The sequence below is a fragment of the Botrimarina sp. genome (assembly GCF_040219535.1).
Classification (GTDB): domain Bacteria; phylum Planctomycetota; class Planctomycetia; order Pirellulales; family Lacipirellulaceae; genus Botrimarina.
Genome location: NZ_JAVJSH010000020.1, coordinates 22,910 through 42,555, shown reverse-complemented (window position 1 = coordinate 42,555; position 19,646 = coordinate 22,910). Strand labels below are relative to the sequence as shown.

General features: G+C 69.0%; 17 protein-coding genes. 4 read left to right on the top strand and 13 right to left on the bottom strand.

Translation table 11 applies throughout. The features are described 5' to 3' along the window. Nucleotides 1-28 precede the first annotated feature (28 nt). The 12 genes from RIC11_RS10405 to RIC11_RS10350 form a co-directional block, all read right to left on the bottom strand. Nucleotides 29-1,012, bottom strand: coding sequence for a 3'(2'),5'-bisphosphate nucleotidase (locus tag RIC11_RS10405; protein ID WP_350210961.1), 984 nt, complete (start codon nt 1,010-1,012; stop codon nt 29-31). Between the two features lie 89 nt (nt 1,013-1,101). Next, entirely contained in the window at nt 1,102-2,394 is a 1,293-nt protein-coding gene (locus RIC11_RS10400; protein WP_350210959.1) for a coproporphyrinogen-III oxidase family protein, read from the bottom strand. A 44-nt stretch (nt 2,395-2,438) separates the two neighbouring features. Beyond that, a complete protein-coding gene (locus RIC11_RS10395) occupies nt 2,439-2,807 on the bottom strand; it encodes a GxxExxY protein (protein ID WP_350210957.1) in 369 nt (122 codons plus the stop codon). Further along, nucleotides 2,804-3,865, bottom strand: coding sequence for an outer membrane protein assembly factor BamB family protein (locus RIC11_RS10390; RefSeq protein ID WP_350210956.1), 1,062 nt, complete (start codon nt 3,863-3,865; stop codon nt 2,804-2,806). The genes RIC11_RS10395 and RIC11_RS10390 overlap by 4 nt, the downstream gene beginning before the upstream one ends. A gap of 169 nt (nt 3,866-4,034) precedes the next feature. Further along, nucleotides 4,035-5,192, bottom strand: coding sequence for an iron-containing alcohol dehydrogenase (locus tag RIC11_RS10385; protein WP_350210954.1), 1,158 nt, complete (start codon nt 5,190-5,192; stop codon nt 4,035-4,037). Between the two features lie 68 nt (nt 5,193-5,260). Next, entirely contained in the window at nt 5,261-5,995 is a 735-nt protein-coding gene (locus RIC11_RS10380; RefSeq protein ID WP_350210952.1) for an exostosin domain-containing protein, read from the bottom strand. A gap of 63 nt (nt 5,996-6,058) precedes the next feature. Next, nucleotides 6,059-7,480 carry an aldehyde dehydrogenase family protein gene (locus RIC11_RS10375; RefSeq protein ID WP_350210950.1) on the bottom strand — a complete coding sequence of 474 codons (1,422 nt, stop codon included), beginning with the start codon at nt 7,478-7,480 and terminating at the stop codon, nt 6,059-6,061. 40 nt (nt 7,481-7,520) lie between these two features. Beyond that, nucleotides 7,521-7,817, bottom strand: coding sequence for a hypothetical protein (locus tag RIC11_RS10370; protein WP_350210948.1), 297 nt, complete (start codon nt 7,815-7,817; stop codon nt 7,521-7,523). 89 nt (nt 7,818-7,906) lie between these two features. After that, complete coding sequence (locus RIC11_RS10365; protein ID WP_350210947.1) at nt 7,907-8,164, bottom strand: type II toxin-antitoxin system HicB family antitoxin; 258 nt, start codon at nt 8,162-8,164, stop codon at nt 7,907-7,909. A 19-nt stretch (nt 8,165-8,183) separates the two neighbouring features. Then, nucleotides 8,184-8,372 carry a type II toxin-antitoxin system HicA family toxin gene (locus RIC11_RS10360; protein WP_350210945.1) on the bottom strand — a complete coding sequence of 63 codons (189 nt, stop codon included), beginning with the start codon at nt 8,370-8,372 and terminating at the stop codon, nt 8,184-8,186. Then, on the bottom strand, nt 8,372-9,514 hold the full coding sequence (locus RIC11_RS10355; RefSeq protein WP_350210943.1) for a phenylacetate--CoA ligase family protein: 1,143 nt from the start codon (nt 9,512-9,514) through the stop codon (nt 8,372-8,374). Before RIC11_RS10355 ends, RIC11_RS10360 begins: the two co-directional genes overlap by 1 nt. Before the next feature lie 110 nt (nt 9,515-9,624). Then, nucleotides 9,625-10,095 carry a hypothetical protein gene (locus RIC11_RS10350; protein ID WP_350210942.1) on the bottom strand — a complete coding sequence of 157 codons (471 nt, stop codon included), beginning with the start codon at nt 10,093-10,095 and terminating at the stop codon, nt 9,625-9,627. 365 nt (nt 10,096-10,460) lie between these two features. On the opposite strand from RIC11_RS10350, the gene RIC11_RS10345 reads away from it, so the two are divergent. The 3 genes from RIC11_RS10345 (at nt 10,461) to RIC11_RS10335 (ending at nt 13,437) form a co-directional block, all read left to right on the top strand. Next, a complete protein-coding gene (locus RIC11_RS10345; RefSeq protein WP_350210940.1) occupies nt 10,461-10,931 on the top strand; it encodes a hypothetical protein in 471 nt (156 codons plus the stop codon). Nucleotides 10,932-10,977: 46 nt separating this feature from the next. Continuing rightward, entirely contained in the window at nt 10,978-12,705 is a 1,728-nt protein-coding gene (locus RIC11_RS10340; RefSeq protein WP_350210938.1) for a DEAD/DEAH box helicase, read from the top strand. Nucleotides 12,706-12,918: 213 nt separating this feature from the next. Then, the gene (locus RIC11_RS10335) at nt 12,919-13,437 is read left to right on the top strand and encodes a hypothetical protein (RefSeq protein ID WP_350210936.1); all 519 of its coding nucleotides are present in this window, start codon (nt 12,919-12,921) and stop codon (nt 13,435-13,437) included. Nucleotides 13,438-13,660: 223 nt separating this feature from the next. Here the strand turns inward: RIC11_RS10335 and RIC11_RS10330 are convergent, their stop codons facing one another. Further along, nucleotides 13,661-15,022, bottom strand: a complete 1,362-nt coding sequence (locus RIC11_RS10330; RefSeq protein ID WP_350210934.1) for a tetratricopeptide repeat protein — start codon at nt 15,020-15,022, stop codon at nt 13,661-13,663. Between the two features lie 648 nt (nt 15,023-15,670). On the opposite strand from RIC11_RS10330, the gene secA reads away from it, so the two are divergent. Then, nucleotides 15,671-19,357, top strand: coding sequence for a preprotein translocase subunit SecA (secA, locus tag RIC11_RS10325; protein WP_350210932.1), 3,687 nt, complete (start codon nt 15,671-15,673; stop codon nt 19,355-19,357). Nucleotides 19,358-19,646 lie beyond the last annotated feature (289 nt).

Here is a 19,646-nt window from a genome sequence, read left to right as displayed (position 1 = left end):
CTCCGTGGTTCGCCCGTGCTGTTGGCCGCTAGGCTCCGATCTCTTTCAGGGCGGCCAGGGCCGCTTCGTGCAGGTGGCCGTTGGTCGCGATCACGCCGCGGTTTTTCGCCAGGGTGCGGCCTTGCGAGAAGTCGAGCGGCTGGCCCTCCAGATCGGTGACACGGCCGCCGGCCTCCTCCACGACGATCGAGCCGGCCGCTTGGTCCCAGACCTTTTCGCGGTAGTCGGGACGGTCGGCCGAGAGCAGGCGGACGAGCATCTCGCCGCCGCCGGCGGCCAGCACCGCGTACTTCGCTTGGCTGTCCATGCCGACCGGGTCGACCGCCACGCCCATGGACGTGGCCAGGTGGTCGATCGCGCCGACGTCGGTGTGCCCCTTTTCGACCGAGCGGAGCACGCGGGCCTGCGACGGGTCGTCGGTCGGCGAGACCGCCAGTGGCGCCCAGTCGCCCTCGCCGGTGAGCGGGCGCCAAGCGGCGCCGCGGCCGCGGACGGCGAGCAGCAGCGACCCGGCCGCGCCGCCCGCCGGCACGCGGGCTTCCTGGAGCTCGGGGCAACCCAGCACGCCGAGGCTCACTTGGCCGTTCTCAACGAGGGCGAGGGCCACGGCGTATTGGTCGCCGCGGAGGAAGCCCTTGGTGCCGTCGATCGGGTCGAGTGTCCAGTAGGCCTCGCCGGGATCGGCCGCGCCGACGTCGATCCAGCGGCACACGTCGCCCGGCGTGGCGTGGGCGTAGAGCGTGCGGACGAAGTGGGTGACTTGGTCGAGCGTCGCGCTGTCGGCCCGGAGGTCCGCCGACGACTCCTCGCCCACCAGCACGCCGCAAGGCAAGCCCGATTCGCTCAGCCGCTTGCCGACGACCGCCTGAGCGGCGAAGTCCCCCACGGTCACCGGCGACTTGTCCCCCTTGGCGAGGGCCGCCGTGACCATCTCGGCCTGCACGCGGCGGGCGAGCAGCGCGGCCTCGCCGACGGCGGCCAGGGCGAAACGGGCTTCGGGCGTGTCGTGCATCGGCGGCTCAGCGGGCTGCGGTTCGAGCGGTTTGAGCGGTTCGCCGACGTTCTTAACCCGGCCGTGCCCGGTTGGGTAGCCGCCCGGGATCACGTGTACCGCACGCCCTGGTGCTCCGGCTCGAAGAACGGCGGCAGCAGCGAGTCGGCGCGGAGCAGGCCGTCGCGGGTGAGCTCGATGCGGTCGTCGCCGAGCTTCATGAGGCCCTCTTCGACGTAGCCGTCCCAGACGCCGCGCCATTCTTCGACGATGTCGACACCGAACTTGTCTTGGAAGTACGACGGCGCGATCTGGCCCTTCTTGAGCTGCAGCACCATCTCGCGGATCAGGGCCTGGTGGGGCGTGATCTTCAGCGCGCGGCCGATCGGCAGTTCGCCCGCTTCGAGCGTGCCGATGTACTGCTCCCACTCGGGGTGGTTCTGGTAGTGCACGCCGGACACGTGGCCGAAGCTGGCGATGCCGGTCGGCAACAGGTCGCTGCCGCGCCAGAGGTTGTCGCGGTAGCTGAACTCCACGCCCGGCTTGACGACCGTGTAAGCGCTGGACTGCTCGTAGCCGGCGTCGAGCAGCGTGTCGAACGCCCAGTCGAGCCAGTCGCGTTTCTGCTGCCACGACGCGACCGGCGACTCCCCGCCGGCGAGCACGCCCTTTGAGATCTCGGTGTTGTAGGGGAGCTCCATCTGGTAGATCGTGACGCTGTCGGGCCCCATGTCGGTCGCGCGGCGCACGGCGGCTTGCCACTTGTCGGTGGTGTCGCCGACCATGCCGCTGATCAGGTCGATGTTCACGCTGTCGAAGCCGGCCGCTTTCACCCAAGGCCAGCAGCGGTCGATCTCCATCGACTCGTGCGCGCGGCCGTTGTCGCGGAGGATCTGGTCGTCGAAGTGCTCCACGCCGAGGCTCAGCCGCGTTACGCCGATCTCCTTGATCGTGCCGACCTTGGCCTCGCTGAGCGTGCCGGGCTCGCACTCGAACGTGACCTCCTCGGCCGCCGACCAATCGATGTTCGCCCGCAGGCGGTCGACCAACCGGGTGAGCTGCCGGCTCGACAGGTAGGAGGGGGTGCCGCCGCCGAAGTAGACGAAGCGGAACGGCCTGCCGCCCATCACCGGCAGGTCGCTAACGAGCTCGATCTCCTTGGAGAGCGCGGCCAGGTAGCGTTCGACCTCCTTCGCGTTGCGGTCGGTGAAGACCTTGAAGTAGCAGAACTTGCACCGCTTGCGGCAGAACGGCAGGTGCAGGTACAGCCCGAGCGGCACGTCGCGGGGCTCGGAGCGCAGCGCCTCCCAAGCCTCGCCGGTGCGGTCCTTTGACCACTGCGAGAAGGGCGGGTAGTTGCTGATGAAGTAGGAGCCGACTTCGGTTTTGGTTGCTTCTGACATGGGACCACAGATGAACGCAGATGGACGGGGATCGCAAGCGTCGGTTAACCGTTGCGGAATCGCTTGACCTCGACGCGAGGCGCTCCGAAGTTGAGTAGCAGACCCACGGTTAGACCCGTCGCCTTGAGATAATTGAGGACTTGTGCGGCGTGGACGTCGTCGAGTGATCGCACGGCCTTTAGCTCGACCAGAACGCCGCCCTCGACAACCAAGTCGGCGACGTACGCGCCCACCACAATTCCATCGTAAACAACTTGAATCGACTTCTGCTGTTCGACATGCAGACCCCTCTTGCGCAGTTCGTGACAGAGAGCGTTCTCGTAGACCTTTTCCAAGAACCCGGCCCCAAGCGAGTTCGACACGGCGAACGCGGCGCCAATCACTTGTTCGGTGACTTGATTCAAGTCTCTCATCTGCGTCCATCTGCGTTCATCTGTGGTTCACCCCCGAGGCAGATCAGCACCCCGTCGGTGTTGGCCACCAGCACGCGGCCCTCGGCGGCCGCCGGGCTGGCGACGAACGAGCCGCCGGCGTCGTAGGCCCAGAGCTCGTCGCCGGACTCCGCGTCGAGCAGCAGCACGCGGCCGCGGCCGGTGAGCACCACCACGCGCCCCCCGCCCAGCGCCAGCGGCGACGCGTCCACCCCGCTCCTCGTGCGCGCGGTCCACAGGACTTTCCCGGCGGCCGGCTCGAGCGCGTAGACCGTCTTGGCCTGGTTCGCGTACACGACCGCCTCGGGCGAGAGGGCCGCCGCGGTGCGGATGCCCTGGCCGCCGCGCGGATCGCGGTAGGTCCACTTGACCGCCGGGCTGGTGGGGTCCGACGCGTCGATCGCGAAGAACTGGCCCCCCTCGGTGCCGAAGTACGCGACGCCCTCGGCGACGGCCGCCGTGTTGCCGGTCGGCCCGCCGATGTCGCACGCGCCGGTCTCGAGGCCCGTGGCCACGTCGACCGCGTGCAGCTGGCCGTCGCACCCGGCCAACAGCGCGTGGCCGCCCACGACGGTCGGGCAGCAGCGGAGCGGCGCGTCGATCACGAACGTCCACAGCTCTTCGCCGGTCGCCGCGTCGAGCGCGAAGAGCGTGCCCCCTTCGGTCGGCACGAGCAGCAGCGGCTTGCCTTTCTCCGGCCGGCCCTCCTCGGGTCGGTAGACGATCGGCCCCGCGTAGGTCTCCGTGCCGGTCTCGAAGGTCCACCGCTCGGCGCCGTCGGCGAGCGCCAGGCAGTGCACGACGCCGTCCATGTCTGGCGCGTAAAGGAAGCCGCCGTCGACCGCCGCGGGAGAGAGGAAGCCGGTCTTGTCGAACGCCGTCGTCCAGACCGGCGACCCGTCGGCCAGCTTGACCGCGTGCACCGTGCCGTCGGCGTCGCCCAGGTAGGCGACCCCGTCGGCGACGACCGGCGTGGCCTCGAAGGCGGTCTCGCCGGGCTCGTAAGTCCAGAGGACTTTCGGCTCGTCCGGCAAGGACACTTCGCTCGCGCCGCTGGAGTCGAGCCCGCCGCGCGCGAACGGCCAATCGCCACTCGCAACCGACGCGCAAAAAAGAATCACACAAAAGCGCAAGGGCGCGAAGAGCCTCGCTGCACGGTTCTTAGCGCCTTTGCGACTTTGCGTGAGGCTTACCTGTGAAGCGAGAGGGTTAGAACGCCGCTTCGTAAAGCCGCAGGTAGTCATGCTCGCTCATCTCGACGGGGTTGAAGGTCCCGGTCCATTGCCGGGCCGCGTCGGCGGCGAGTTCGGGGAGCCGCTCGCGCTCGACGCCGAGGTCCCCCAGTCTATCCGCGAGGCCGCCCTGGCGGACGATCTGCGCGAGGTGGCCCGCCTGCTGACGGACCGCCTCCTCCGGGTCGAGCACGCCGAGGTGGTCGTTCTCGCCGTGCAGCTCTTGGTAGGCGAGCCTCGCGCCCTCGTCGCGGGCCGCGTTGTGACGCACCACGTGTGGCAGCATCAACCCGACCGCTTGGCCGTGCACGATCCCATAGGCGGCCGTCAGCGGGTTGGCCAGCGCGTGGGCCGCGCCGAGCATCGAGTTCTCGATCGCCAGCCCCGCCAGGCACGCCCCCTGCTGGACCCAGCCGCGGGCGACCAGGTCTTTGGGGTCGTCGAACACGCGCGGCAGCCCTTGGGAGAGCAGCCGCCACGCCTCGCGGCTGAACGCGAGCGAGACCTGGTTCCGCTTCTTGGTGACGAGCGTCTCGACGGTGTGGGCGATCGCGTCGACGCCGGTCAGGGCCGTGACGGCCGGCGGCTGGGTGAGCGTGAGCTCGGGGTCGAGCAGCGCCAGGCGGAACGCGGCCCGCTTGTCGCCGCAGGCCATCTTCGCGTGCGTCTGGGCGTCGGAGATCAGGGCGAACGACTGGGCCTCGCTCCCGGTGCCGGCCGTCGTGGGCACGGCGACCATCGGCAACAGGTCGGCGGTCGCCTTGCCCACGCCCCAGTAGTCCTGCATCCGCCCGCCGCACGAGTACACGAAGTTGATCCCCTTCGTGCAGTCCATGCTGCTGCCGCCGCCGACGGCGACGATCGCGTCGGGCCGGTAGTCGCGGGCGACCTCGACGCCGCGCCGGACGTGGTCGGTGGTCGGGTTCTCCTGCACGCCGTCGAACAAGAGCGTCTGCAAGCCGGACGCCTCGAGCAGTTCGACGCACCGCCCGGTGTGCCCGGCCTCCACGACGCCCGGGTCCGACACCACCAGCAACCTCCCCACGCCGAGCCCCGCCACGAGCCCGCCCAGCTCGGCCACCCGGCCCGGCCCGAACACGATCCGTGTTGGACAATGGAAATCGAAAGGGGGCATGGCGGGGCCGACAGGGAGGGCCGTTCTGGGGCAGGGGCGGGTCAGCGGGGAGGAATGGCCGAGAGCCGTCAGGGCCCTAGGGCGGCGTCGATCGCGGCGCCGAGCCGCTGCGGGTCCGCGCCGAAACGCTCTTCGGCCAGCGCGCGGTTCTTCTCGGCTACGTCCGCATCGTACCGGCCAGCAGCCAGCTCGTGGGGCGCGAGCACGGCGAAGCTGCTCTGGATCGGGTGGTCGCAGAACACGACAGGGATCGCGCCGCACAGCGTCGATTCGATGAACCGGTAAGACCAGGCGTGGTCGCCCGGCGGGCAGAGCGCGAACCGGGCGCCGAGCAAGGCGTCGAAGTACTCCGCGTCCCACGCCTTGCCGGGCCACTCCCGCCCGCGCGTCGACGCGACCACCCGCACCCTGCCGTTGGCCAACAAGCCGTGCGAAGCGAACAGCTCCTCGCGCTGCGGGGTCAACAAGCCGCAGAAGACCGCGTGGGCTTCTCGCTCCACCGGCCACCGCTCGCGGAGGTGATCGACAATCAACCGCGGCGCGATGATCGGCTGCTGGTACGCCCCGACACGAGTCCGCGGCGTTGCGTGGTCGATCCGCGGCTCGAGGCTGCGCGGCGGCGCCGCGGTCGTGCTCCACCGCAGCCGGTCCCCGACGAGCGGGTCGCCCCGCAGCGCGTTGGCGACCGATCCCGGCACGGCGAGGCCCGGGCGGGCTTCGATCATCGCTTGCCACACGCGGTAGAGCTGCAGCGTGGGCGGGTAGGGCGAGGCCTCGGCGCGTCGCTTCCGGAACAATCGCACGCTCGGCCCCTCTCTGTTTGTCGCCCCGACTCCGTGAGCCCCGCCGCCCCTTGCGCTGCTAGCCTAAGGGGCCACCTGCACCGCACGGCCGCGGTAGAGGAACTCGATCAGGTTCCCCTCGTGCGGCTGCAGCCAATCGACCTGCGGGGTGGGGATCGCTCCCAAGTTGAGGCGGTCGATGTCGAGGCTGTTCACCAGGTCGCGGCGGAACTTCTCGTCATTCGTGATCGCCGAACAGATCAGCGTCGGGCCGATGGCCCCCAGCATCTGGTCCTGCGGGCATTCCACGACGTTCACCATCGGGAACATCTGCTCCTTGTTGCGGGTCTCGCTCTCGTGCGACGCGTGGTGCAGCACCACCGGCCGCAGGTAGGCGACCGGGTCGCGTTCCACAAGGCGGTCACCGTACTTCTCCGTCATGTGCGTCACGCCGAGCGCCTTGGCGTCGTTCTCGATAGAACCCCAGATCGCCTTCGCGGCGCCGGGGATGGTGAACGCGGCGAGGCCCGCCTCCGGGTCGTCGGGCGGAAGAACCTCGATCGGGCCGAGCTTCGCGGCCATCGCCTCGGCGATCTCTTTCGAGTGCCGCGGCGCGTACACGCTGCTCGCGTTCAGGCAGCTCCGGCCGCCGTTGCGGTACACGCTGTCCACCAGCAGGTCGACGTGCCGCTCCCAGTCATCGACGCAATCCTCGCCCAGCAGCACCTTCGAGTAGCCCGGGCCGTGCACCTGCACCTTCGGGTTGCTCTCGTACTGGGCGACCGTCTGCGGCCCGCCGAAGATCATCGACCGGCGGCAGCTCGAGAGGATCGCCCCGCCGATGTCGGCCCCGGCGCCCGGGTACAGGCAGAAGGTCTCCGGCGGGACGCCCGCCTCGACCATGGCGGAGTAAACGCGGTAGGGGGTCCACGGCTCGCTCGATCCGGGCTTGAGCACCAGGCCCATCTGCAGCGGGATCACCGGCAGCCACAGCGTGTGCACGCCGGGCGAGTTGCTGGGGAGCACCGCGCCGAGCGCGTCGCACTGCGCCTGATAACTCACCGTGACGCCGCGCCCCTCCTCGCCGTAGCCGCGGGCGAGGATCTCGAGCGACAGGCCGCGGGTGAGGCAGTCGAGGATCCGCTCCATGTTCTGCAGCACGAACGCGTTCTTCTTCACGTTCGCGCGGCACATCGACACCGGCATGCCGGTCGTGGCCGACTGCTGCTGGATGAAGTCTTCGGGCGACTGCTCGCTGTCGCCGACCCGGAGCGTGCCCGACTCGAACAGCTCGCCCGCCCGCTTGCACATCGCGATCAGGTCGGCCGGCGGGATCGACTGGAGCGCCTTGCGGGCGCGGGGCGCCTTCTTCGCGTCGCGCTGGACAATGCCCGCGCCGACCGTGTGCACCCGCGCGACGGGCTCGCCCGTGTAGAAGTGGTTGACCTCGTCCACCTCGAGCGACTCGTACGGCTCGCCCCAGCGGATTGCCTTTAGTTCGATCATGAATTAGCCACAGATGAACGCAGATGAACGCGGATGTCGACTACGGGGTTGCCCAACGATTGCTCAAATTCTCAAATTCGAAGTTGGCTTGGGATATCGCGTCTTCGAGCGTCTGATGCCAAGTGTCGGTAATGACGTTCCATCCGTCGTCGCAGTAGAAAAGGAAGAAAGACTTCTCGCCTGCGTACTGGGCAACGATCAATCCTGCGAAACTCACAGGTGGAAATTCTGCTCCGTTAACGCTATGGGTGCAGTTACCTGTTGGCGGGGTTGTTTCATCCAACTCGACGAAGCAGATCACCTCGGCGCCGTCAGATGAGCGTGGTGCATTCGTCATCTGGGTTCATCTGCGTCCATCTGTGGCTAATAAACTCCACCGTTGCACCTTATTTGAGCCGGCCAAACGACCGACTGCCGCCGATGATGCTAGACCGGCGTGGCTGCCTCCTCGGGCTGCACGTCGACCCATGTGCAGAGTTCCTCGTCGGCGTTCTCGTCGATCGCGAACTCGACGCTCGACGAGGGGGACGGCACGGACTCGCCGGCCTGCCTAGTCACCTCGATGTGGCCCGCGATCGCTTCGGCGATCATCTCCCGGGCTTCTTCGATCGTCGAGCCGGTAGAGACGCATCCGGGAAGGTCCGGCACGTCGACGCTGTAGCCGGTGCGTGTTTTTCGGATCATCACAAGGTATCGCAACGTCTCACCTATGGAGCTGAGCCTGCCGGAGAATGCTCGCTTCGGTCTTGGGATGCAACTCATCGCTCGGTTTGCCCGGCACGGTCACCGTCCCGGGTTTGGTCTCGTGCCGGAAGTGCCGATGGCTGCCACGCTGACGAGCAAGCACCCACCCGTCCTTCTTCAAGAGCTTCAAGACCTCGCCAACTTTCATCAGTATACGCCAACCGTCGTCCCGCCCTCCAACCGGCTAAAGGGCCGCACGCCGCTGATGCCGTCCCAGGGGTACTGCGGGCAGGGCGGTTCGCGTTCGCCTTCGTCGCGCTCCAGGAAGCCGGGGACGAAGAACTCTTTGGTCAGCGTGGTGAGCTTCGAGCGGCCCGTTTCGCCGTAAGGGACGATCTGGTCGGTGTTGTCGAAGTCGACCACCTCCAGCACCGCCCGCGGCTCGGGGGCGTGGTAGGTGATCTTGTAGCCGTTCGCCTTGGTGACCGGCTCGCTGCAAGCGAGGCCCATCAGCGTGTTGCCGTAGGTGGGCGTCATGTAAACGCCGGACTCCTCCGGCGGGCCGCCGAACAGCTCCTCCACGCAAAACTTCGTCCACTGCGGCGTGAACTCGGTTCCGCCGGAGAAGATGCCGGTGATCCCGCTCTCGGCTAGGCTCGTGCCGCGCTCTTCGAGTTCCAGGCAGAGCGCCTCGATCAGCTTGGGCGTGCCGAACATGCACCGCACGTCGTGCCCGGCGGTGAGGATCGTGATCGCCTGGTCGATGCAGTGCTTCTTGTACTCGTTCGCTTGTTCGATCCAGCCCTTCTTGAGGCACTTCACGACCCAGCGCGGGTCGAGGTCGATGCAGAAGCAGATGCCACCGCGGTGCTGCGCGAGGTGTTCCACCGCGAGCCGCAGCCGGCGCGGGCCCGAGGGGCCGAGCATCAGCCAGTTGCTCCCCGGCGGGAAGTACTTGTCCGGCAGCGTGTCGCTGAACATCGAGTAGTCGGTGCGGAAGTCTTCCGCCGCGATCCGGCTCTTGGGGATGCCCGTGGTGCCGCCGGTCTCGAACACGTAGATCGGTTTGTCGGCGATTCCCTTGGGGACCCACCGCCGCACCGGCCCGCCGCGGAGCCACTCGTCCTCGAAGTCGGGGAACTTCTTGAGGTCGTCGAAGCACTTGACCTCGGTCAGAGGGTCGAACTTCAGTTCGCCCTTCTTCTCGAGCCAGAAGGGGCAGCCCGTCGACTCGTGGAAGTGCCACTGCACGGTCTCGACGGTGTGGGCGTCGAGCTTTTCGCGGGCCGCCTTTGCGGCTTGAGCGAGCGAGGAGCCATCAGCGAGAGAATCGTCAGCGACTGCGGACATGGCGCGGCGGGGCGTGGGGCGCGGGTTTACCAACGCCTGCACGATAGGTCCGCTACGCTAGGCCGGCAACCGACCCGAGACCGCCGGTGCGGCGAGCGCGCGAGGGCGGCTCAGCCCTCTTGCTCTTCGTCGGCCGTGGTCGGCTGGCCGCCGCCGAGCTGCGCGAGCGCTTGGATCACGCCGTTGAGGTGCGCCAGGCGGGGTCCGTAGCGGTCGACGAACTCCGAGAGCAGGAAGTCGCCGTAGACCATCTCGTCGCCCGTGTCGCGGACGTCGTCGGTCAGCCGGCGGAGGTACTCGACCTGGACCTCGCTGAGGACCTCGGCCGCCTCGCGGCAGCCGTCCGCCACGCCCGGGTTGGCGCCGCGCCAGCGCTCGATCTCTTCCTGGCGGCGGCGCTGCTGGGCGGTCAGCGTGCTGACGAGTTCCTCCAGCAGCTCGTTGGTGCGGTCCTGCGCGTTGAGCACGTCGCGGAGCAGCTCGGTCTGCTCGTCGGCGGGGCCCACGTGGGTCGGCCGCTGTGCGCCGGAGCTCACGTCGACTTGAGAGAAATACGGAGGGACCGTGCTTTTTTCAGCCATCGAGCCGGGTATCCGAAGGTGTCGCCGCGTGGAATCGTCTGCGACGCATGGCGGGCTGGGCTTGCCGCGCCCTGACGGGCGGGCTGTGGCCGCTGGCGGTCGCCGTGCGGCCGATTCCGCCAGCTTATCGAGCAGCCGCCGCGCGATCCAGCTTCCGGCTACACGAAATCATCACAGAACCACGATTCCAGCCCCGCGCTTGGTAGCCGGCGCCGCTGGCGCCCGGTGCGGCCGGTCGCACCGGATGTGCCGGCGGCTAAAGGCCCACCGCCGCGATCCCCGATCCAATCCCTAAGGCGGGCGCCACGCAGGACGCCCGCTCGCGGCGCCAGCCGCAGCCCCCCACGGACTAACCCCCTCTGAGAGTGACCCTGCCCCACGCAACGCGCCGCGACGCGGCGTTCGGATACTTGTTGGTCGTCGACGACGCGGCGCTCGGCTACACCGGCGGTCTGCTCGTCGTGTGCGACCGAGGCCGCCCCCTCGAGTTCCACTGCACCGAACCGGTCCAACCGAGCCACGCCCAGCAGATCCTCTACGGCCCCACGCTGAAGGACTACCTCTGCGGCGAGCTGATCGGCGGCGCGTTGCTCGCCAAAGCCAAGCTGCCGATCGCCTGGCTCTTCGCCACCGACGACGCGACGGCCGCCGCCGGCCGCTCGGCGGGCGTGCCCACGCTGGTCCTCACGCCCGACGCGCCCCACCCGGCCGGCGACTCGCCGCTTGCGAAGCTAGCCCAATCGATCGACCCGCTCGAGCCGTTCGGGCGCGTGCGGGACGCGATCCGCGAGGCGCAGCGCCTGGGCGCCGAGGGGGACGAACTTGTCGCCGCGTAGCCCATCGCCCACTGCTTCGCTGCCCGGCGCGTCGCGAGCGCCGTCGGTGGTGACCTTCGACGGGCTGCAGCTGAGCTGCACGGCCGCGTCGGTCCGCTTGCCATCGCCCGGCGGCTGCGGAGTCGGATCGGTCGCCACCACGCTCGGCGCGCCGCTGGCGATCAGCCTGCCGCTGCGTCAGGGGGCGCCGCGTGCGATCGGCGGCTTGCTGCCGGACGGCAGGGCGTGGTTGGAGGGCGCCCCGCGCCCCGCCGCGCCGGCCGCGCCCCCGCGGTCCAGCGGCCCGCCGTCGCGCAGCCGCACCGCCACGCGGGTGCGACCGCCCGCCGACATGGTCCGGCTCGAAGACCGGCTCGCCTGCCTGTTGCAGCCGCCGCTCGAGACGCTTCTGTCGGCCGACACGCTGCCGCTGCCGTTCGACCCGTTCACCTACCAGATGGAAGGGATCGCCTTCTTGTGCCCGCGGCGGCACGCGGTGCTGGCCGACGAGATGGGCCTCGGCAAGACCATGCAAGCGATCACCGCGATCCGAGTGCTCGCGCACCGGGGCCAGGCGCGGCGCGTTCTGCTCGTGTGCCCCAAGCCGCTGGTCACCAACTGGCGGCGCGAGCTGGCCATGTGGGCGCCGGAGCTCACGGTGGCCGTCGTCGAGGGCGCCCCCGCACGCCGGGAGTGGCGGTGGCGTCACGGCCGCGAGGCGGTCACGCTCGTCGGCTACGAGACCCTCGTACGCGACGCACCGGTCGCCCACGAGAGGGAGTACGACCTGGTCCTGCTCGACGAGTCGCAACGAATCAAGAACCCCGGCAGCGCGACCGCCGGCGCCGTACGCGGGCTCCGCCGCGCCCGCAGCTGGGCGCTGACCGGCACGCCCATCGAGAACTCGCTGGACGACCTGGTCGGCATCTTCGAGTTCGTGTCGCCCGGCCTGCTCCGCCCCGGCATGTCCGCCCGCGCGGTCGGCTCGGCGGTCTCCGACGCGGTCATCCGCCGCACGAAGGACGAGGTCCTCAACGACCTGCCGCCGAAGCTCGTCCGCGACGAGCCCATCGAGCTCACGCCCGAGCAGTGGGAGACCTACACCCGCGCCGAGGACGAAGGCGTTCTGCGCCTGCGCCAGCTCGACGCCGATGAGCACCACGAGCTGACGATCCACCACGTGTTCGAGCTGGTGCTGCGGCTCAAGCAGGTGTGCAACTTCGACCCGGTGACCGGCGCGAGCGCGAAGCTCGAGCGCCTGGCGGCCGACCTCGACGAGTGCGTGGCTTCCGGGCGCAAGGCGATCGTGTTCAGCCAATGGGTCGACACGATCCAGCGGATCGCCGAGGGCCTCGCCGCGGCGAGCGGCGGCGCGTACCAGTGCGAGCAGTACCACGGCCGGGTGCCCCACGGGCGTCGCGACGCGGTGCTCCAGCGCTTCCGCGACGACCCGAACTGCCCCGTGCTGCTGATGAGCTACGGCGCGGGGAGCGTCGGGCTGAACCTGCAATTCGCCGGCTACGTGTTCTTGTTCGACCGCTGGTGGAACCCGGCGGTCGAGGATCAAGCGATCAACCGCGCGCACCGGATCGGCGCCGCGGGCCCGGTCACGGTTACCCGGATGCTAGCGACCGGCACGATCGAAGAACGCATCGACCAGGTCCTCCGCCAGAAGCGAGAGCTGTTCGACTCGGTGTTCCGCGACGGGATCGGCGCCGGCTCGGCGGGCCTGTCGCGCGACGACCTGCTGGGGCTGTTCCCGCTGCGGCCGCCGTCGGACGCGGCCGCGGCCTGATCGGGCTGGGCAAGCGGCGCGGGTCGCGTCGCCGTGGGCGCGTGGCGAAGGGCCGCCGCGTGCAGCGGTCGTGGCGAACGGCGACCCCCCGGCCGCGTAGATTCTGGTCCCCCCATCGGCCACAGCTTGCCGCGGCGCGGCAAGAGTTTGGGTGTCCTGCCTGCGCGCCCGACCGCGGCGCGTGCCCCTCCCCTTAACTGACGGGGACCCCCAATGCTCCGACTCACCGTTACCGCCGCCGCCACTGCCGCGTTGGCCGCGTGCTGCAACGCCGGGCAGCCGTGCTTCCTCTGCGACCCGGTCGTGACCTACACGAACGGCATGCGCCTCGCGTCGACCGAGGCTTGCCGCAGCCACAACGTCTACTGGCGGTGCGACCCGGGCCACATCGGCTATTGCGGAGGCCGCATGAGCGGGCCGCTGCACAACGACCTCCGCAGCCTCGGCACGCGCCCGTGGGGAGTCTACGTGCCTCCCCCCACGCCCCGCGGGCCGGTCGGCAACGCCGACTTCGGCGGCCCCGAGGGGCTCGAAGACGCGCACAGCGAGTCGCTCGGTTCGATCGCGCTGGCGGCCGGTCTCGAGCGCCAGCCGCTCGACGCGGCGCCGCGTCGCGGGGCGCCGCCGGCCGCCGCTCCGCTTCCGCCGCGGCCCGAAGCTGGCGGCGAAGGCGACTGGCTCAACGCGATCCAAACGATCGGCCGCCAGATGATGGCCACCCCAGAGGGGTAATCCGGTTTCTGCCGCCACGCCGGCCGGTGCGGCTCGCGCCACTTTTGTCGAAATTTCGCTGCACGCCCGTGGCCCCCGCCGCCGATCCTACCACCGGGAGGGCGAAACACGGCTCGTGTTTTGCTTCAGGACAAAGGTCGTGGCAGGGCGACGGAACGCGCTGCCACGACCTTTTTTATGCGCCGCGGTCGCCGTTCAGCCGGCGCCCTCGCTGGCTGCTCGATCAGAGCGTGGCGAGCAGTTCCTCGGCCGCCTTGCGTTCGATAAAGATGCCGCGGTTGTCCTTCAGGGCCGACTCCAGCAGCGTCTTCGCGTTTTTCTTGGTCGTCGGGTTGTTCGAAGCGGCCAAGATCTCGGCCACCAGGTACTTGCCGTCGGCCGTCAGCGACGCGTTCGTTAGCGCCTGCTGCAACAGCTGGCTCGCCTCACGCACGCGGCCGTTTTGGTACAAGACCCACGCGAGCGACACGTTGATGTCGGCGTTGTCTTGGTTGAGCTGGCGGTTCATCGAGGCGAACTGCAGGCCGCGTTGCTTGTCGTCCTGGTCGGGGCTCTCGGCGAGCACCAGCGCGAGTTGATTGAGCACCTCGCGGTTGGAGGGCTGCAGGGCCAGAGCCCGCAGCAAGTGCTGCTCGGCCGTTTCGGCGTCGCCGGCCATCCGCGCAGCGACCCCCGACAGCAGCCACACGTTGACCTGGTCCGGCGCCGCGGACCGCGCCTGCTTGAGCACCTGCTCGGCCTTTTGAATGTCGCCGTTCTGCAGCAGGGCTTGGCCGTAGGAGACCAGCGTCGTCGCGTCGGTGCCGCTCTGCTGGAATGCGCGCTCGAAGGCCTCCATCGCGCGGGAGGTCGAGTCGCGGCGCTGGTACATCAGCGCCGCCGACACGTACGGGTTGGGCAAATCGTTGTTGAGCTGCTGTGCGCGGGCGAACGCCTTGAAGCCCTCCTGGTCCTTCGCGTCCTGCTCGTGCATGAACAGGACCTGGCCCAGGCGCTGGTGGGCGGACGCTTCCTCGGGCTCCAGCTCGATCCACTTGCGGAGGTCGCTCTCGGCCTTCTCCCAGCTCTGCCGTCGCTGGGCGATCTCCGCGCGGCCGCGGTAGGCGCGGATCTGGAACAGGCGCTTGCGTTTGGCGTTGGCGTCGTAGGCTTCGATCAGCTCGACCGCCTTGTCGAACAACGCGTCGGCCTCGATGGTCCGCTGCCCGCTGAGGGCCTCTTCGGCTAGCAGCAGGTAGGGCTCGGGGTCGTCGGCGGCGTCGTTCTGCACGGCCCGCTCGAGGGCGCCGCGGACGGCCGCGGCGTTGCCCGAGATGAGCTGCAGCTTCGCCATCAACACGCCGACCGGCGGCAGCCTCGGGTTCTCTTCGACGGCCCGCTCGAGGAGCGTCTCGGCGGCCAATTGGTCGCCGTTGGCGAACCGCTGGATCGCCTCACGCACGTTGTTGTACCGCTCGTCGCTGGGCGAACTGACGCTGTCGCCGATCAGCGCCTCGACGCTCTGATCGGTCGCTTGGCCGGTTTGGGCGGTGGCCACGTTGGCGGCGACGGCCAGGCTCAGCAATCCGGCTGCGAAGCGAGCCATCCTTTGGGCGGCGGGGGAAATTGAGGCGGCTGCCATGGCGTTTCCTTCAGGGGGCGGCCCGCCGGTGGCTTCCCAGGGGCGGGGCCGCGAAAAGTGTTTTGCTCTAACAACTTGCGGCGGCGCCGCAGAGACTCCTGTTACGCACCGCGCCGGCGCCGGGTTCCAACACAAGGCTTCAGCTTACCTTTATCCCAGCGCCTCCGCCCGCCGCAGGGTACGCCAGTTGCCGGGAAACATCGCCGCGGCGCCGCGGCAACCGCGACAACCGGCGCCCGCCACCCCACCGCGTGGCCCCGCCTGTCCAGCGTTGACCCATCGGCCGATCAGCAATAAAGTTCGTTTCTGTAAGCATTTACGACATCCCTCGCGAGGCGCCACCCACCCCACCCCGGCCGGTAACGCAATCCCCCCGCCCGAGCCCGCCTGCCGCGGCGCCCGGGGGCGGTAGGCTCGGCCAAATTGGCAGACGCGGGGCGCCTCCCGCCGCGTGGCGGGCGGCGCCGCACAGCGTGAGGGGGCGCCGCGTCCGGGGCTTCGCCGACCCGAGCCCGCTGGGCGTCGCGGCGCTGTGGCTACCACCGATTCCTAAATTTCCTTTCTGACGCGTGTCGCCCCCCGCGGCCGACACGCTCTACCGCGAGCCCGGCTATGGAGCTGCTCGAACGTCTCTGGGAAACCCTCGGCACGATCGTCAACACGATCCTCGGGCGGTTCGAACGCACCGTGACCGGCCTGTTCGGATCGGCCAACGCGCGGAACCTCCGCCGGTTGGAGCCCAAGGTCCAGGCCATCAACGCGCTCGGGCCGAAGTACCAGGCCATGAGCGACGAGGAGCTGCGCGACCAGACGCGCCTGTTCCGCGAACGCCTGGCGCGCGGCGAGACGCTCGACGACTTGCTCGTCGAGGCGTTCGCCGTGTGCCGCGAGGCGGGCGTGCGCTTCCTCGGCATGAAGCACTACGACGTGCAGCTCATCGGCGGCATGATCCTGCACTCCGGCGCGATCGCCGAGATGGTCACCGGCGAGGGCAAGACCCTCACCGCCACGCTGCCGACCTACCTCAACGCGCTGGCCGGCAGCGTGCACGTGGTCACCGTGAACGACTACCTGGCCCGCCGCGACATGGAGTGGATGGGCCCGCTGTTCACCAACCTCGGGCTCACCATCGGCGCGATCTACTCGGGCATGGAGCCCGACGAGCGCCAGGCCGCGTACGCGTGCGACATCACGTACGGCACGAACAACGAGTTCGGCTTCGACTACCTGCGCGACAACATGCGCGTCGCCGCCCTCGGCGACGACCGCTTCCCGAAGCACCAGCAGCAGGCCCAGGGGCGGCTCTGCTTCGCGATCGTCGACGAGGTCGACAACATCCTCATCGACGAGGCCCGCACGCCGCTGATCATCTCCGGCCCCGCGCAGGACGACGTCACCAAGTACCAGCGCGCCGACCGGGTCGCCCGCGCGCTGAAGCCCGGCGTGCACTTCGAGGTCAAGGAGAAGGAGCACACGGCCAACCTCACCGAGGAGGGCGTGCGCGAGGCGGAGAAGCTGGCCGGCGTGGAGAGCTTCTACACGGCCGGCAACATGCAGTGGCCGCACCTGATCGACAACTCGCTGAAGGCCCACCACCTGTACAAGCGCGACGTGAATTACGTCGTCGACGACGGCGTGGTCGTCATCGTCGACGAGCACACCGGCCGCAAGATGGAGGGCCGCCAGTGGTCCGACGGCCTGCACCAGGCGGTCGAGGCCAAGGAAGGCGTGCCCATCAAGAAGGAGAACCAGACCCTCGCCACGATCACCCTGCAGAACTTCTTCAAGCTGTACGACAAGCTCAGCGGCATGACCGGCACCGCGCTGACCGAGGCCGGCGAGTTCTGGCAGATCTACAAGCTCGACGTGGTCGGCATCCCGACCAACCGCCCGATGCAACGCATCGAGTACCCGGACGTCATCTACGGCACCGAGAAAGAGAAGTACCAGGCCGTCGCCGACGAGATCGAGCGCCTGAACAAGCACACGACCGTCGAGCTCACCAGCGGCGACTGGCGCACCGGCGTGCTAACCCGAGAGACCGACAGCGAGGTCGAGATCCAGCTGGCCGGCAAGAAAGAGCGTGAGGTCATCCCGCGCTCGAAGATCAAAGACCTCCAGAAGCCCGGCCGGCCGATCCTGGTCGGCACCGTGTCGATCGAGAAGTCCGAGAGGCTCTCCGGCCTCCTCACCAAACGCGGCATCAAGCACGAGCTGCTCAACGCCAAGCAGCACAAACGCGAGGCCGAGATCGTCGCCCAAGCCGGCCGCAAGGGCGCGGTCACGATCGCCACGAACATGGCCGGCCGCGGCACCGACATCGTGCTCGGCGGCAACCCGGACACGATGGCCTGGGCGCGGCTGCAAGAGAAGTACCCGAGCCGCCTCGAGGTGCCCAACGAGGAGTGGGACGCGCTGGTCGAATCGATCGACCGCGAGTACGGCATGTCCGAGCAGGGCGAGGAGGTCAAGGAGCTCGGCGGCCTCTACATCATCGGCACCGAGCGCCACGAGGCCCGGCGCATCGACCTGCAGCTCCGCGGCCGCTCCGGCCGGCAGGGCGACCCCGGCTCCAGCCGCTTCTTCCTGTCGCTCGAAGACGACCTGCTCCGCATCTTCTTCGGCGACTGGGTCCGCAAGATGATGCAGGGCCTCGGCCTCAAGGACGGCGAGCCGATCGAGTCCGGGATGGTCCAACGCCGCATCGAGGGCGCGCAGAAGAAACGCGAGGAGATGAACTTCGAGGCGCGGAAGAACCTGCTCGAGTACGACGAGGTCATGAACTCGCAGCGGAAGCGCGTGTACGGCTACCGCCAGCAGATCCTCGACGGCGCCAACTGCCGCGACCTGTTGCTCGACATGATCCGCGAGCAGATCGACGAGCGACTGTCCGTGCTGCTCGACCCCAAGTACGGCGTCGAGTCGTTCGCGGCCGGCGCGGGCAAGGCGCTGGGCGTCGACCTCGACCCGCGCGACTTCCGCAACCTCACCTTCGACGAGGCCGACCGCTTGGCCCACGACGAGGCCAACCGCCAGGCCGAGTCGCAGATCTTCGACGCCATCGAGGAGAACCTCCCCGAGAACGAAGAGGAGGAGTGGAACTGGAACGCGCTCGCCAAGTGGGCCAACGCCCGCTTCGGCCTCAACTACCGCGACCGCGACCTCAAGAAGACCGGCCGCGACCACCTGTCGACCGAGCTGATCGAGCGCGCCCACGAGCAGCTCGACAAGGTCGACCTGTCGCAGGGCGCGCCGCTCTTGGAGCCGCGCTTCGGCGTCGAGTCGGCGTGCGGCTGGATGCGCGACAAGTTCGGCGTCCCGATCGACCCGGCCGAGTTGGTCGAGCTCGAGCCCGAAGAGGTCAAGTCGATCGCCCACGAGCGGGCCGAGCTGGCCTACGACGCGCGCGAGGCCGAGTACCCGGTGCTGGCGGCCATGTACCGCTTCGGCGCGCGGAAGCAGACGCTCGACCGCGAGGGCCTGGTCGAGTGGGCCAAGCGCCGCTTCGGCGTGGACCTGACGGTCGAAGACCTCAAGAGCAAGCAACGCGAAGAGATCCGCCAGCAGCTGGTGGAGTACAGCCGCGAGGCGAACAAGCACGCCAAGCGCGTCGCCGCCGAGGCCCGCGACCGGGTCGAGCGGCTGTTCGACGCCGCGCCGGACCACGGCGCCACGCTCGGCGCCGCGAGCGGCATGAACGGCAAGCTCGACGACCTGGCCGCGTGGCTCCGCGGCGAAACCGGGCAGTCGATCGACACCACCGAGCTGGCCACGCTCGACCGCGAGCAAGCGGTCCGCCGCGTCGACCGCCTGGTCGAGGACCGCTACCGCCCCGAGATGCGCCGCATGGAGCGCCAGCTCCTCTTGCAGATCCTCGACCAGGGCTGGAAAGAGCACCTGCTGGCGATGGACCACCTGCGCTCGAGCGTCGGCCTACGCGGCTACGCCCAGGTCGACCCGAAGGTCGAGTACAAGCGCGAGGGCATGCGGATGTTCGAGCAGATGTGGGGCTCGGTCGGCGCGTACGTCACCGACCTGGTGTTCCGCATGGAGCAGCTCAACGAAGACTTCGTGAGTAACACCTGGGCCGACGCGACCGCGAAGCACGAGGAGGCTGCGACCCTCAGCGAGGCCGCCCAGCAGCAGCCCGACGACCCGAGCCAGCCGCAGAGCGACCAGAAGGTCGAGACCATCCGCAACCACGGCGAGAAGGTCGGCCGCAACGACCCCTGCCCCTGCGGCAGCGGCAAGAAGTACAAGCAGTGCTGCCTGAAGGCCGGCGCGGGCTCGGCCGCTTAGTAAGGAACCACGGATGAACACGGATCGGAAGTTCAACAGGCTCGCCCATCTGTGAATGCTGGGGCAGTGTTGCTTCTGTCGGCCGCTGGGATCCTCGGGATAGCTGTCCTCATTGTGCAACTTGCGATGGTATAGGGCCTTCGGAAGGGCACGACAGACTAGAGGCTGAGGAACAACGCTGCCTGATCGCGGCGTAGCGGTTGGCGTGGCACAGTAGGCTCGAAGCGCGGCCTTCATCCGTGTCTATCCGTGTTGATCCGTGGTTCCCTCCCAGCCAAGCGAAGGTCCA

What these genes read in the sequence shown, in the direction of transcription:
- RIC11_RS10365 (WP_350210947.1), bottom strand. Translation starts at nt 8,164, where the DNA reads ATGATCCGAAAAACACGCACCGGCTACAGCGTCGACGTGCCGGACCTT.
- RIC11_RS10370 (WP_350210948.1), bottom strand. Translation starts at nt 7,817, where the DNA reads ATGACGAATGCACCACGCTCATCTGACGGCGCCGAGGTGATCTGCTTC.
- secA (WP_350210932.1), top strand. Translation starts at nt 15,671, where the DNA reads ATGGAGCTGCTCGAACGTCTCTGGGAAACCCTCGGCACGATCGTCAAC.
- RIC11_RS10335 (WP_350210936.1), top strand. Translation starts at nt 12,919, where the DNA reads ATGCTCCGACTCACCGTTACCGCCGCCGCCACTGCCGCGTTGGCCGCG.
- RIC11_RS10400 (WP_350210959.1), bottom strand. Translation starts at nt 2,394, where the DNA reads ATGTCAGAAGCAACCAAAACCGAAGTCGGCTCCTACTTCATCAGCAAC.
- RIC11_RS10405 (WP_350210961.1), bottom strand. Translation starts at nt 1,012, where the DNA reads ATGCACGACACGCCCGAAGCCCGTTTCGCCCTGGCCGCCGTCGGCGAG.
- RIC11_RS10330 (WP_350210934.1), bottom strand. Translation starts at nt 15,022, where the DNA reads ATGGCTCGCTTCGCAGCCGGATTGCTGAGCCTGGCCGTCGCCGCCAAC.
- RIC11_RS10350 (WP_350210942.1), bottom strand. Translation starts at nt 10,095, where the DNA reads ATGGCTGAAAAAAGCACGGTCCCTCCGTATTTCTCTCAAGTCGACGTG.
- RIC11_RS10385 (WP_350210954.1), bottom strand. Translation starts at nt 5,192, where the DNA reads ATGCCCCCTTTCGATTTCCATTGTCCAACACGGATCGTGTTCGGGCCG.
- RIC11_RS10355 (WP_350210943.1), bottom strand. Translation starts at nt 9,514, where the DNA reads ATGTCCGCAGTCGCTGACGATTCTCTCGCTGATGGCTCCTCGCTCGCT.
- RIC11_RS10375 (WP_350210950.1), bottom strand. Translation starts at nt 7,480, where the DNA reads ATGATCGAACTAAAGGCAATCCGCTGGGGCGAGCCGTACGAGTCGCTC.
- RIC11_RS10395 (WP_350210957.1), bottom strand. Translation starts at nt 2,807, where the DNA reads ATGAGAGACTTGAATCAAGTCACCGAACAAGTGATTGGCGCCGCGTTC.
- RIC11_RS10360 (WP_350210945.1), bottom strand. Translation starts at nt 8,372, where the DNA reads ATGAAAGTTGGCGAGGTCTTGAAGCTCTTGAAGAAGGACGGGTGGGTG.